This window comes from Salipiger sp. ABN3_019 (assembly GCF_056158605.1).
The window spans coordinates 1255793-1269305 of sequence record NZ_JBSWTP010000009.1; the positions used below are offsets into that span (position 1 = coordinate 1255793).

Consider the following 13513-nt stretch of genomic DNA (forward strand, 5'->3'; position numbering starts at 1 on the left):
TGGTGGGTAAGGCGCCCCGGCGCTGCGGCACGGGCGTGCGCCCCTTGCGGCGCGGCGGGTGGGGCGCGCAGCGGAGGAGCACAGATGAACACCCACGCCCGTATCGCCTTTCCCGATCTTCGCGCCAAGACCATGAGCGCCGAGGATGCCGCGGCGCTGATCCACGACGGTATGACCATTGGCATGAGCGGCTTCACCGGCTCGGGCTATCCAAAGTCCGTACCCACGGCACTGGCCGCGCGGATCGATGCCGCCCATGCCGCCGGGAACCCATTTCGCGTGAAGGTCTGGACCGGCGCGTCGACCGGCCCCGAACTCGACGGTGCATTGGCCCGGGCCTATGGCATCGAGTTCCGCATGCCCTACAACTCGGACCCGATCGCCCGAGAGCAGATCAACTCGGGCGAAATGAACTATGTGGACATGCACCTCAGTCAGGTGGCGCCGGTGGTCTGGGAAGGGTTCCTCGGCAAGCTCGACGTTGCGGTGGTCGAGATCTCGGGCATCACCGCCGATGGTGATCTGATCCCCTCCAGCTCGATCGGCAACAACAAGACGTGGCTCGATCAGGCCGAGAAGGTGATCCTAGAGGTGAACCGCTGGCAGAGCGACGCGCTGAACGGAATGCACGACATCTACTATGGCACCGCGCTGCCGCCGAACCGCGTGCCGATCCCGCTGGTGCGGCCCGACGACCGCATCGGCCAGCGCCATTTCCGCATCGACCCCGAGAAGGTGGTCGCCGTGGTCGAGACCGAGGCGCCGGACCGCAATCTGCCCTTCGCCGAGCCCGACGCGGTGGCCACAGCCATTGCCGGGCATCTGCTGGATTTCCTTGCCCATGAGGTGGCGCATGGCCGTCTGCCTGCGAACCTTCTGCCGCTGCAGTCGGGCGTGGGCAATGTCACCAACGCGGTGCTTTCGGGGCTGATGGACTCGCCCTACCACGATCTGACCGCCTACACCGAGGTGGTGCAGGACGGAATGCTCGACCTGCTGGACGCGGGCAAGCTGCGCATGGCTTCGGCCACGGCCTTCTCGCTTAGCCCAGATGCGGCGGAACGCTTCAACAATGATGCGATGCGCTACCGGGACAAACTGATCCTGCGCCCGCAGGAGATCTCGAACCATCCCGAACTGGTGCGCCGCCTGGGCTGTATCGCGATGAACGGGCTGATCGAGGCGGACATCTACGGCAACGTCAACTCGACGCATGTCATGGGCTCGCGCATCCAGAACGGCATCGGTGGCTCGGGGGATTTTGCCCGCAACGCCTATCTGTCAATCTTCATGACGCCTTCGACGGCGAAGGGCGGCAAGATCTCTGCCATCGTGCCGCAGGTGGCGCATGTGGACCACATCTCGCAGGATGTGCAGGTGATCGTCACAGAGCATGGTCTGGCCGATTTGCGCGGGCTGGCGCCGCGCCAGCGCGCCGGGGTGATCATCGACCGCTGCGCCCATCCCGACTACAAGCCGATGCTGCGCGACTACTATGCGCGGGCGCTGCAGGGCTCCTTTGGCAAGCACGCACCGACGCTGCTGAACGAGTCGCTGAGCTGGCATCAGCGGTTCGTCGAGACGGGGTCGATGAAGTAGGGCAGGCGCTGGCCCGGCGGCTTCGCCTTGTTCCGGGCCACTGGCGCTCGATGAAATGAAAAAAGCCCGGCCAATGGCCGGGCTTTTTCATCTCGAAAGAGGGCAGGGCCTCAGATGTTCTCGGCCTGCGGCATGCCGAGGATATGGAAGCCGCCGTCCACGTGCAGGATCTCGCCCGTGGTGCAGGCGCCCGCGTCGGAGACCAGATAGACGGCGGTACCGCCCACGGCCTCGAGCGTCGCGTTGGAGCGCAGCGGGGTGTTCTGCTCGGTGAACTTATAGGTCTTGCGCGCGCCGCCGATGGCCGCGCCTGCGAGGGTCTTCATCGGGCCGGGGGAGATCGCGTTCACGCGGATGCCCTCGGGGCCGAGGTCGTTCGCCAGATAACGGGTCGCCGATTCCAGCGCTGCCTTGGCCACGCCCATGACGTTGTAATTCGGCACGACCTTGATCGAGCCATCGTAGGTGAGCGTCAGCAGCGTGCCGCCGTTCGGGGTCATCAGCGGATGCGCGCGGCGGGCCACTTCGATGAACGAGTAGCAGGAGATGTCCATCGAGTTCTTGAAGTTCGAGCGGCTGGTGTTGAGGAACCGGCCGGTCAGCTCGGATTTGTCCGAGAACGCGATGGCGTGAACCACGAAGTCGATGGTCGGCCAGCGCGCGCCAAGCTGTTCGAAGGCGGCGTCGAGCGAGGCGTCGTCGGTGACGTCCACATCGACCATGAAATCCGACCCGACGCTCTGCGCCAGCGGCTCCAGCCGCTTGCCGAAAGCCTCGCCCTGATAGGTGAAGGCAAGCTCCGCCCCCGCCTCGTGCAGCGCCTTGGCGATGCCCCACGCGATGGAGCGGTCGTTCGCCACCCCCATGATCAGCCCGCGCTTGCCCTTGAGAAGCTCGCCCATGTCCGTCTCTCGCCTGTTATTCTTGATATTTGCTGAGCAGCATCGACCCGTTGGTGCCGCCGAAGCCGAAGGAGTTGGTCATCACCGTATCGAGACCTGCGTTCTCGACGAGGCTGGTGGCAATCTCTGCGGGTTTCAGCGCCGGGTCCAGCGTCTCGACGTTGATCGAAGGGGCGATGAAGTCGTTCTGCAACATCAGCAGACAATAGATCGCCTCTTGCGCGCCGGTGGCACCCTGGCTGTGACCGGTCATCGACTTGGTCGAGGAGACCAGCGGCGTGCTGCCATCGCCGAAGACGCGGCGCACCGCTTCGATCTCGCCCACGTCGCCGACCGGGGTCGAGGTGCCATGCGCGTTGATGTAGCCGACCTTGCGGTGCTCGGGCAGGGTCTGCAGTGCAAGCCGCATGGCGCGCTCGCCGCCCTCGCCCGAGGGGGCGACCATGTCATGGCCGTCGGAGGTGGCGGCATAGCCGGTCACTTCCGCGTAAATCTTGGCGCCGCGTGCCTTGGCGTGCTCCAGCTCTTCGAGCACGACGATGCCGCCGCCGGCCGAGATGACGAAACCGTCGCGGCCCGCGTCGAAGGCGCGCGAGGCCTTCTCGGGGGTGTCGTTGTACTTCGAGCTCATCGCGCCCATGGCGTCGAAGAGGCACGACAGGGTCCAGTCGAGCTCTTCCCCGCCGCCTGCGAACATCACGTCCTGCTTGCCCATCATGATCTGCTCGGCGGCGTTGCCGATACAGTGCAGCGAGGTCGAGCAGGCCGAGGTGATCGAGTAGTTGATGCCCTTGATCTTGAACGCGGTCGACAGGTTCGCCGAGATCGTCGAGCACATCGCTTTGGGCACCGCGAAGGGGCCGACGCGCTTGGTGCCGCCGGTCTTCAGAACGGTCTGATGCGCGGTCAGCAGCGCCGAGGTCGACGGGCCGCCCGACCCGGCGACGAGGCCGGTGCGCGGGTTGACCACATCCGACTCCTCAAGCCCGGCATCGGCGATGGCCTGCGTCATGGCGATATGGGCATAGGCCGCACCCGGACCCATGAAGCGCAGGGTGCGCTTGTCCACGTGCTCTGCCACATCCAGATCGACGGCACCGGCGATCTGGCTGCGGAACCCGTGCTCTTGCATCTGCGCGTTGGCGCTGATGCCCGAGCGGCCCGCCTTCAGCGAGGCGAGTACTTCTTCGGCGTTGTTGCCGATGGACGATACGATGCCCAGTCCGGTGACGACAACTCGACGCATGGGAACCCTCCCTCTCAGCTCTCGGAGAGAGCGACTTTCATGTCTTTGACTTGGTAGATGACTTCGCCATCTGCCTCGACGATGCCGTCAGCAACGCCCATGGTCAGGCGGCGGGTCTGCACGGCCTTGGTGAAATCGACCTTGTAGGTCAGCATCTTGCGATCCGGGCGCACCATGCCGGTCAGCTTCACCTCACCCACGCCGAGCGCGTAGCCGCGGCCCAGCCAGCCGCGCCAGCCAAGGTTGAAGCCGGTCAGCTGCCACAGGCCGTCGAGGCCGAGGCAGCCGGGCATGATCGGGTTGCCGGGGAAATGGCAGTCGAAGAACCACAGGTCCGGGGTGATGTCGAATTCCGCCACCACGTGGCCCTTGCCATGCAGGCCGCCGTCGCCGGAGATCTCGGTGATGCGGTCCATCATCAGCATGGGCGGCGCCGGAAGCTGGGCATTGCCCTCTCCGAAGAGCTCGCCGCGCGCGCATTTCAGAAGATCTTCCTTGCCGAAGCTGGTCGGATAGTCGGCCATGCAGGCGCGCCCCTTTGTCCTTTGTGTCAAGTTGCGCCCCCTCTATCACCGCGAAACCGCGCCATGCAAGCCTGCGCGTCGACGCGGCGCGTTGGGGGTCGCGCACTTGGCACGTAGGTTTTCCGTTTGAAATAGGGGGGGCTGGTCCTCTATATATGGCAGGCACAGACAGCCAAGCGGACCGACGAATGACATCCGAAGCCATCCAGAGAGGCAGTGACTGGTTGAACCAGGCAGGGCTCCGGCCCACGCGGCAGCGCGTTGCGCTGGCGGCGCTTCTCGTCGGCGACGGCAAGGATCGGCATGTCACCGCAGAGAGCCTCTTTGCCGCGGCGCAGTCGCAGGGCGAGAGCGTGTCGCTCGCCACGGTCTACAACACGCTGCGCGCCTTCTGCGAAGCGGGGCTGATTCAGGAAGTGACGGTCGACGGCAACCGCAGCTATTTCGACACCAACACCCATGACCACCCGCATTTCTTCTGGGAAGGCGAGGGGCATCTGACCGACGCGCCGTCGGAGGAACTGGTGATCTCGAAGCTGCCGCAAGCCCCCGAAGGCGCCGAGATCGCCTCGGTCGATGTGGTGATCCGCCTGCGCAAGAAGTGAGCGCGGCATCAATGAGGACGTAGGGGCGCTGCCCCTCTTGGCCTGCGGCCAATTCACCCCGGCGTACTTTTGAAGAGAAGAAGGTGGGAAGGGCGAAGCTTTGGGCGGGAACCTGGCGCCCGGCACGGGCGTTTTTCGGGCAACCGAGAAAGGAGGCCCATCATGAGCCGCAAGCTGACGCTGCAATCCATCGAGCCGCTGACCCACGACGTGCACCACCTGGTGTTCGACAAGCCGGAGGGGCTGGAGTTCACCCCCGGACAGGCCATCGACATGGCGCTCGACCGTGACGGCTGGCGCGAAGAGAAGCGCCCCTTCACCTTCACCTCGCTGCCCGGCGAAGGCACCCTTGAGTTCGTCATCAAATCCTATCCCGAAAGCGCCGATGGCCATGATGGGGTGACCGAGCGCATCGGCAAGATGCAGCCCGGCGATACGGTGCTGGTCGAGGAGCCTTGGGGCGCGATCGAAGACAAGGGGGATGGCGTTTTCATCGCCGGCGGTGCCGGGGTCACGCCCTTCATCGCCATCCTGCGCAAGAAGCTGGCCGAGAATGGCACGCTCGAGGGCAACGCGCTGGTGTTTTCCAACAAGACCGAGGCCGACATCATCCTGCGCGAAAGCTTCGAGCAGATGGCCGGGCTCGACACCCGTTTCATCGTCACCGACGAAGAGCAGAGCCCGCTGCACCGCGAAAAGATCGACGCGGATTTGCTTGCGGGCGTGGTCTCTGCCGATCGCGATGTCTGCTATGTCTGTGGGCCGGACCCGATGCTGGATGACATGGCCGCGGCGCTGAAGTCGATTGGCGTATCCGAAGACCGGATCGTCATGGAAGAGTTCGACTGACGCTCAGAACCACTGCCCCGGCTCCATCAGCCCCAGATCCAGCAGCTGCCGCGAGTGCCATTCGAAACGCGCCGAATTGTGCCAGCGGAAGCTTGCGATGTCGTGGCTGGAGCCGGGATTTCGTTTCAGCGCCTTGGCGGTGCGGAATGAGGCCAGCGCAGCGGTCAGGTTGTTGTGCCACGGACAGGCGTAGGTGTTGTATTCCTCATCCGAGAAGGTGTGATCCTCGCGCAGCACCAGCCCGCGCTTGGCACGGAAGAGGGCGATCCGGTCGATCTTGCGCCGCTCGGGCGGCACATGCTCCTCGTAGCGCCAGCGCAGCCCGCCGAAGAAATCCAGTTGCCGTTCCTTGGGCGCCCCGCCGCGCGGCACATCGCTGCGCGCCAGCGCATAATAGCCCGAGCGATCCAGCCACGCGTCGTCGAGCGACACCGCGTCCGGCGCGTGCTTCAGGTCTCCGGCATAAAGATCGACCACATAGGTGAGCATGGCATCGCGCCGCTCTTCGGTGTGGAAGGCAAGCATCTCGCCGACGCTGCGCGTCTCGCAGAACGGATAGAACAGGAACTCGGCGTTGTAGCAGTAGTGCATCCAGCGCCCCGGCGCGGCGGCAGCGACGCGGCTCACGGCGCGCTGCACGGCCCCGGGGTGATGCGGCTCGAAATCGATACGTGCGGTGCGTTCGGCGACATCCGGCGACAGCGTCAGATGCGGCGGCATGAACAGCAGCACCGGAGAAAAGCCAAGCTGCATCAGGTGGCGCGCGGTGGTGTTCACCTCGCTCTGATCCTCGCAGAAGATCATCCCCAGCGGGCGCTTGCCCGACCCGGTCACGCCCTGTTTCAGCGCCTCATTCAACCCGCTATACTGCATCCGCTCTTTGCCCGGCGTTTTTCGCGACAGTCGGGGAAAAGCGGATGCATTGCAAGTCGGGGCCTGTTTGCGGTATGCGCACGCCTTGAACCGCGGAACCGGAGTCGCCCTCATGTCCCAGCCCAAGAAGCTCTACATCAAGACCTATGGCTGTCAGATGAACGTCTACGACAGCGAGCGCATGGTCGAAGCGCTCGGCGGTCAGGGCTATGTGGAGACGCAGAGCCCCGATGACGCGGATATGATCCTGCTCAACACCTGCCACATTCGCGAAAAGGCCGCCGAGAAGGTCTATTCGGAACTGGGCCGCTACAAGGGGCTGAAGGCCGAGAAGCCTGACCTCAAGATCGGCGTTGCGGGCTGCGTGGCGCAGGCCGAGGGCGAAGAAATCATCCGCCGCCAGCCCATGGTTGATCTGGTGGTCGGCCCGCAGAGCTATCACCGCCTGCCGGAGATGGAGGCGAAGGCCGGGGCAGGGGTGAAGGCGCTCGACACCGATTTCCCCGAGGAAGACAAATTCGAGAAGCTGAAGTCGCGCCCCAAGGCAAAGCGTGGCCCGACCGCGTTTCTGACGGTGCAGGAAGGCTGCGACAAGTTCTGCGCCTTCTGCGTCGTGCCCTATACCCGCGGTGCCGAGGTGTCGCGTCCCGCCGAGCGGGTGATGGCCGAGGCGCGCGATCTGGTCGAGCGCGGCGTGCGCGAGATCACCCTGCTGGGGCAGAACGTCAACGCCTACCACGGTCACGACAAGGGGCTGGCCGGGATCATCCGCGATCTGGCGAAGATCGACGGGTTGGAGCGCATCCGCTTCACCACCTCGCATCCCAACGACATGGACGATGACCTGATCGCCGCCCATGGCGAGGTTGAAAAGCTGATGCCCTATCTGCACCTGCCGGTGCAGGCGGGGTCGGACAAGATCCTCAAGCGGATGAACCGCCAGCACACCGCCGAGAGCTATCTCAAGCTCATCGAGCGGCTGCGCGCCGCGCGCCCCGATCTGCATATGTCGGGCGATTTCATCGTCGGCTTCCCGGAAGAAACCGAGGCGGATTTTCAGGCCACGCTCGATCTTGTCGAGGCGGTGCAATACGGTTCGGCCTTCTCGTTCAAATATTCCGAGCGTCCCGGCACGCCGGCAGCCGAGCGCCCGCAGGTGCCCGAGGATGAAAAGGACGACCGTTTGCAGCGCCTGCAGGCGCTGCTCACCAAACAGCAGCGCGCGCTGCAGGATGCGATGGTCGGACGCGTGGTCGGGGTGCTTTTTGAGAAGCCGGGCCGCCTGCCGGGGCAGATGGGCGGCAAGTCCGACTACCTGCATGCGGTGCATGTGATGGGCGAGGGGCTGCAGCCGGGCGATTTGCGCCGGGTGCGCATCGTCGAGTCTGGCCCTAACTCGCTGAAGGGCGAATTGCTGTAAGCATCGCCCGCCCCCTCCGGCGCGGAAAATGCGGCGTATTTTTGTCACAGGGCCGGGGTAACTTGGCTGACTGACCTCAGATCCGCGACAGTTCGGCCTCAGGGCCCTCGGTGGTGTCACTGCGGACACAATATCTGGTGGTTTTCCCTTCACAGGCGAGAAATTGCTGATACTCTCGCGAACCGTAATAGGTTTGCGGGGGGAGGGCCGGATGTGCCGCCCCTCGTCTCATTGGGTATCAGATTGAAGGGGACAGAGGCTGTGGTGAAACGCTTTTCCAAGGCCCTTCGCGGCGTTCTGGGGGTGGCAGCTGTATCGGCGCTCGCCCTCACCGGGATCGCCGCCCCGGCGGCCTCGGCCGCGGAAGGTTACAACACTCCGGTGATCTCGACGCAGAACACCCGCACGATCCGTGGGCAGCAGTATATTCCGGGCATCTCGCTGTCGCCCGACGGCTGCGAGATCTGGGTCATGGACGACGGGGCCGAAGGCTATGCGGTCTCGCGCGTGACCCGTGACGGGCGTCCGGTCTGCCACGAGATCAACATCTGCGGCACGCTCAAGGCGGATCAGTATTTCGCCACCGACAGCTACAAGATCTATCCGCAGAGCCGCTACCGGCTCGAGGAGTTCTTCCGCGACTCGAAAGCCTTTGGCTACATCATCGTCGGCCACACCGACGCGCGGGCCAGCAATGCCTATAATGATCGCCTCAGCCTGAACCGTGCCAATTCGGTCGCGGCCGTGGCCAATGCCAGCGGCGCGCGGGTGATCGACGTGCGCGGCTATGGCGAGAATTATCCGGTGGCGAGCAACCGCACCGCCGAAGGCATGGCGAAGAACCGCCGCGTCGAAATCCTGTGCGTGCGCTGAGGGGGCTGGCAGAATGAACTTCGCAAAACTCGCCTTCGGGCTCCTCGCCGCTTCTGCGCTCGCCGCCTGTGACGTGCCGATCGGTCCGGACAAGAGCGCCGACCGCAACCTGATCGACCGCAACGATCTTTCGCAGATTCGCTGGGGCGTCTGGGTCGATCCCGACGGCTGCGACAACTGGATCGCCGACGACGGCGTCGAGGGCTATCTGGCCCGCCGTCTCGACAAATACGGCAAGCCGGTCTGTTCCGGCGTCGCCCCACCGACCGTGGCCACCGGCGACTTCAAGCAGGGCGCCACTTCGGTGATCGGAGACCCGCTCTGAGCGGCGCTCCCACATACCAATGCCAACGGCCGCGCGGTGCTCACCGCGCGGCCGTTTTGCTTCTTTCCTCCCGGTGCCGGGCCAAAGCTGCTTGACCTGAGCCCCCACGCCTTGGCACCATGAAGATGCACTCAAGCGCAGGAGACATGCGTGAACACAGGCATCCTGACCGAAGCCATCCTGGAATTCCCGGACAATCGCCTCCTCATCGATCTGTGCGGCGAATACGACCGAAACCTCACCGACATCGAGACCCGCACCGGCGTGCAGATTCTTCGCCGTGGCAACCAACTGGCGCTACACGGTCCGGCCGAAGCGCAGGACGCCGCGCGCGAGGTGCTTAACGCCCTCTACCAGCGGCTCGAACAGGGCCGCAGCGTCGGCCGCGGTGACATCGACCGCGAGTTCCGTCTCGCCCCCGAGGAGAGCGAGCCGGAAAGCCAGCTTGAGATGTTCTCGGGCGGCAAGGTCGAGATCAAGACCCGCAAGAAGCTCATCGAGCCGCGCACCGATGCGCAGAAGGCCTATGTGCGCGCGCTCTTCGAGCATGAGCTTGGCTTTGGCATCGGCCCGGCGGGCACCGGCAAGACCTATCTCGCGGTTGCCGTGGGCGTGAATCTCTTCATCACCGGACAGGTCGACAAGATCATCCTCAGCCGCCCGGCGGTCGAGGCGGGCGAGAAGCTCGGCTATCTGCCCGGCGACATGAAGGATAAGGTCGATCCCTACATGCAGCCGCTCTATGACGCGCTGAACGACTTCCTGCCCGGCAAGCAGCTGGCGAAGATGATGGAGGAAAAGACCATCGAGATCGCGCCGCTGGCCTTCATGCGCGGCCGCACGCTGGCCAATGCCTTCGTCGTGCTCGACGAGGCGCAGAACGCCACAACCATGCAGATGAAGATGTTCCTCACCCGTCTCGGCGAGGGCAGCCGCATGGTGATCACCGGTGACCGCAGTCAGGTTGACCTGCCGCGCGGCGTGCAGTCGGGTCTGCGTGACGCCGAGCGTCTGCTGAACCACATCCCCGACATCAGCTTCAATTATTTCACCGCAGCGGATGTGGTGCGCCACCCCCTTGTGGCCAAGATCATCGACGCCTACGACAAGGACGCGGAAAGCGGGGCCTGAACCGTCCCCTCTCTTCGTCTAGAGAAGAATATCCCGGGGGTCCGGGGGCAGCGCCCCCGGCCCTCAAGAGGCGTCACCCATGGCACAGCTCACCGACACCATCCTTGAAGACGACCGCTGGGAGGCGGCGGGCCTCGAGGATCTCGCCGAAACCGCGGCCCGCGCGGCGCTCGATCACCTCGGGCTTGATCCGGACGGCTTTGAGATCGCGGTTCTGGCCTGCGACGATGCCCGCATCGCCGAGTTGAACGCCGAATTCCGCGAAAAGCCCACGCCGACCAATGTGCTTTCATGGCCCTCCGAAGAGCGCGGCGCCGAGGCCGAGGGCGCGACCCCCGATCTGCCCGAGGCCGAAGCGGGGCCCTTCGCCACCGAGCTTGGTGATCTTGCCATCGCCTATGAGACCTGCGCGCGCGAGGCACAGGCGGCGGGCAAGCCCTTCGCCGAGCATGTGACCCATCTTGTCGTTCATGGAACCTTGCATCTTCTGGGCTATGATCACGTGCGCGACGGCGATGCGACGCTGATGGAAAATATTGAGACGGAAATACTTGGCAAAATGGGTATCGCGGACCCATATTCCTCTGACATCTGAGAGAAACAGGATCACAAGGACCGATGGGAGATAACGACAACTCGTCTAACGCAGCGCACAGCGCGCAGGAAAACGAGCAGATTGAACGGCCTCCGGGCTTTTTTAAGCGCATTTTCTCCAACCGTGCCAATGGCATGGACGAAGATGGCGATCCGGAGCAGGATATCTTGGCAGCCCATGAGCGGCCGACGCATGGCATGATGAACCTCCGCCGTATGCGCGTGGAGGATGTGGTGATTCCCAAGGCGGAAATCGTCGCCGTGCCAGACACCCTCACCCAGGACGAGCTTGTGGCGGTGTTCCGCGACAGCGGGATGACCCGCCTGCCGGTCTATTCCGGCACGCTCGATACGCCTGTGGGCATGGTGCACCTCAAGGATTTTGCCCTGCTGCACGGGTTCAACGGCCACGGCGAAGACTTCGACATGAAGAAGATGCTGCGCCCGCTGCTTTTTGTGCCGCCGTCGATGCCGCTGGGGGTTCTGCTCACCAAGATGCAGACCGAGCGTCGCCATATGGCTCTGGTGATCGACGAATACGGCGGGGTCGACGGGCTCGTGACCATCGAGGACCTGATCGAACAGGTGATCGGTGAGATCGAGGACGAGCACGACACCGCCGAGGGCCGCAACTTCTTCCGCGAGAAGGCGGGCAGCTGGCTGGCGCTGGCCAAAACGCCACTCGAAGAGTTCGAGGCCGAGACCGGGCTGGCGCTCACCGATCCCGAAGAGATCGACGAGGAAGAGATCGACACGCTGGGCGGGCTGGTCTTCATGCTGGCCGGGCATGTGCCCGCGCGCGGCGAGGTGATCCCCCATCCCGACGGCATCGATTTCGAGGTGGTCGACGCCGATCCGCGCCGCATCAAGCGGCTGCGGGTGCGTCCGCCGCTGCCCGAGGGCACGATTGCGACCCCCGCACCGGCGCTGCTGCCTCCGGCCAAGCCCGAGGCGCCGCAACAGGTGAATGGCAGCGAAGCAGGGGCCGGGCGTGGCTGACACGCGGGCTTCCGGAGCCGATGAGAGTAAACTGGGGCGGCGGCGTGATCCGGCGCCCCTTGGTTTGCGCGTGCTGACCGGTCGGACGCGGCTGATCCCGGCGCTGCTCTGCGGCGGGCTGATGGCTCTGGGGCAGGCGCCTTGGGACCTTTGGTATCTGGCGCTTGCCGGTCTGGTGCTCTCGATGGCGCTCTTTGCCCTGCAGCGCACGCCCCGCGCCGCGCTTGCGGTGGGCTGGGCCACGGGGACCGGCTATTTCGGCCTGGCGCTGAACTGGCTGACCGAACCCTTTCAAGTAGACGCGGCGACGACCGCGTGGATGGCGCCTTTCGCACTGGTGCTGATGGCCGCCGGGCTGGCGCTGTTCTGGGGCGTGGCCTTCTGGGGCGCTGCGCAGGCACCGCGCCGCCCGCTCTTTGCGCTGGTGGTGACATGGACGCTGGCAGAACTGCTGCGCGGCTTTGTCTTCACCGGCTTTCCGTGGGCGATGGTGGGCTACCTCTGGGAGCCGACCTCGGCCATTCAATGGGTCTCTGTGATCGGCTCTTACGGGCTCACCCTCGTGACGCTCGCCCTGGCGGCCTTGGCCGCGCGCGGGCTGCGTGGCGCGCTGGCATCTGCAGGCGCCGCTGCGGCCGTGCTGGCGGCTTTGCTGGTTGGGGGCGCGCAACTGCTGCCGCCGCTGCAGGATTTGGCGCAGCGGCCGGTGGTCCGGCTCGTCCAGCCCAACGCCGCGCAGACCCAGAAATGGAACCGCGATTATATCCCGCTCTTTTTCGAGCGGCAGGTGGATTACACCGCCGCTCCGGCCAAACAGGGCCTGCCGCGTCCCGATCTGATCGTCTGGCCCGAGACCGCCGTGCCGACGCTGCTGGAAAACGCCGAGGACGCGCTGCGGGTCATCACCGATGCGGCGCTGCCCGCGCGGGTGGTTCTGGGCATCCAGCGCAGCGAAGGGCTCGACTACTATAACTCGCTGGCGCTGATCTCTCAGGGGCCAAAGGTCGAGGCTGTCTACGACAAGCACCACCTCGTGCCCTTCGGCGAATATATGCCCTTCAAGTGGCTGTTCCGCCGCATCAATATCAGCGGTCTCGCCGCCCGTGCCGAGGGCGGATATGCCGCCGGGCCGGGGCCGGAACTGCTCGATCTTGGCGGGGCCATGGGCCACGCGCTGCCGCTGATCTGCTATGAGGCGGTGTTCCCGCAGGACCTGCGTGCCGCCGCGCGACCCGATCTGCTGCTGCAGATCACCAATGACGCGTGGTTCGGCAGCTTCTCGGGGCCGTACCAGCATCTCGCGCAGGCCCGCATCCGCACGATCGAGCAGGGGCTGCCGATGGTGCGCGCGGCCAATACCGGCGTCTCGGCGGTGATCGACGGGGCAGGGCGGGTGCTGGAGGAACTGCCGCTGAACGAGGCAGGCTTCCTTGACGCCCGCCTGCCGCCGCCGCTGCGCGTCACGCTCTACAGCCGCACCGGAGACCTGCCGCTTCTGGGGGTTCTGGCGCTGCTGATGCTCTGGGCCTTCTGGCCGCGTCGGCGCAATTTGGATTGACGCCGCTTTCTCAGG

General features: G+C 65.1%; 14 protein-coding genes. 10 read left to right on the forward strand and 4 right to left on the reverse strand.

Annotated elements, in window-relative coordinates:
* Positions 1–84 precede the first annotated feature (84 nt).
* On the forward strand, positions 85–1599 hold the full coding sequence (locus ACXAD2_RS14215; protein WP_475171327.1) for an acetyl-CoA hydrolase/transferase family protein: 1515 nt from the start codon (positions 85–87) through the stop codon (positions 1597–1599).
* A gap of 110 nt (positions 1600–1709) precedes the next feature.
* Here the strand turns inward: ACXAD2_RS14215 and ACXAD2_RS14220 are convergent, their stop codons facing one another.
* Genes ACXAD2_RS14220 through fabA form a run of 3 tightly spaced genes read right to left on the reverse strand, consistent with a single transcriptional unit; the run spans position 1710 to position 4271 of the window.
* Entirely contained in the window at positions 1710–2501 is a 792-nt protein-coding gene (locus ACXAD2_RS14220; protein WP_475171329.1) for an enoyl-ACP reductase FabI, read from the reverse strand.
* A gap of 16 nt (positions 2502–2517) precedes the next feature.
* Positions 2518–3747, reverse strand: coding sequence for a beta-ketoacyl-ACP synthase I (fabB, locus tag ACXAD2_RS14225; protein WP_066102041.1), 1230 nt, complete (start codon positions 3745–3747; stop codon positions 2518–2520).
* A gap of 14 nt (positions 3748–3761) precedes the next feature.
* Positions 3762–4271, reverse strand: a complete 510-nt coding sequence (gene fabA, locus ACXAD2_RS14230) for a bifunctional 3-hydroxydecanoyl-ACP dehydratase/trans-2-decenoyl-ACP isomerase (protein ID WP_066102038.1) — start codon at positions 4269–4271, stop codon at positions 3762–3764.
* A gap of 188 nt (positions 4272–4459) precedes the next feature.
* Between fabA and irrA the strand changes: the two genes are divergently transcribed.
* Together irrA and ACXAD2_RS14240 are read left to right on the forward strand one after the other, a co-directional pair.
* Positions 4460–4876, forward strand: a complete 417-nt coding sequence (irrA, locus tag ACXAD2_RS14235) for an iron response transcriptional regulator IrrA (protein WP_066102034.1) — start codon at positions 4460–4462, stop codon at positions 4874–4876.
* 162 nt (positions 4877–5038) lie between these two features.
* Positions 5039–5725, forward strand: coding sequence for an FAD-binding oxidoreductase (locus tag ACXAD2_RS14240; protein ID WP_475171333.1), 687 nt, complete (start codon positions 5039–5041; stop codon positions 5723–5725).
* Between the two features lie 3 nt (positions 5726–5728).
* On the opposite strand, the gene ACXAD2_RS14245 is transcribed toward ACXAD2_RS14240, so the two are convergent.
* The gene (locus tag ACXAD2_RS14245) at positions 5729–6598 is read right to left on the reverse strand and encodes a hypothetical protein (protein ID WP_475171335.1); all 870 of its coding nucleotides are present in this window, start codon (positions 6596–6598) and stop codon (positions 5729–5731) included.
* 112 nt (positions 6599–6710) lie between these two features.
* On the opposite strand from ACXAD2_RS14245, the gene miaB reads away from it, so the two are divergent.
* From miaB to lnt, 7 genes are all read left to right on the forward strand, one after another.
* Positions 6711–8018: a tRNA (N6-isopentenyl adenosine(37)-C2)-methylthiotransferase MiaB gene (gene miaB / locus ACXAD2_RS14250; RefSeq protein WP_475171338.1), complete on the forward strand. Its 1308-nt coding sequence runs from the start codon at positions 6711–6713 to the stop codon at positions 8016–8018.
* 261 nt (positions 8019–8279) lie between these two features.
* Entirely contained in the window at positions 8280–8891 is a 612-nt protein-coding gene (locus ACXAD2_RS14255; protein WP_224899794.1) for an OmpA family protein, read from the forward strand.
* Between the two features lie 13 nt (positions 8892–8904).
* Entirely contained in the window at positions 8905–9216 is a 312-nt protein-coding gene (locus tag ACXAD2_RS14260) for a hypothetical protein (RefSeq protein WP_066102016.1), read from the forward strand.
* 150 nt (positions 9217–9366) lie between these two features.
* Entirely contained in the window at positions 9367–10347 is a 981-nt protein-coding gene (locus tag ACXAD2_RS14265; protein WP_164181023.1) for a PhoH family protein, read from the forward strand.
* A gap of 79 nt (positions 10348–10426) precedes the next feature.
* Positions 10427–10942 carry an rRNA maturation RNase YbeY gene (gene ybeY, locus ACXAD2_RS14270; RefSeq protein WP_475171345.1) on the forward strand — a complete coding sequence of 172 codons (516 nt, stop codon included), beginning with the start codon at positions 10427–10429 and terminating at the stop codon, positions 10940–10942.
* A 23-nt stretch (positions 10943–10965) separates the two neighbouring features.
* The gene (locus ACXAD2_RS14275; protein ID WP_475171348.1) at positions 10966–11940 is read left to right on the forward strand and encodes a hemolysin family protein; all 975 of its coding nucleotides are present in this window, start codon (positions 10966–10968) and stop codon (positions 11938–11940) included.
* Positions 11933–13498, forward strand: a complete 1566-nt coding sequence (lnt, locus tag ACXAD2_RS14280) for an apolipoprotein N-acyltransferase (protein WP_475171351.1) — start codon at positions 11933–11935, stop codon at positions 13496–13498. The genes ACXAD2_RS14275 and lnt overlap by 8 nt, the downstream gene beginning before the upstream one ends.
* Positions 13499–13513 lie beyond the last annotated feature (15 nt).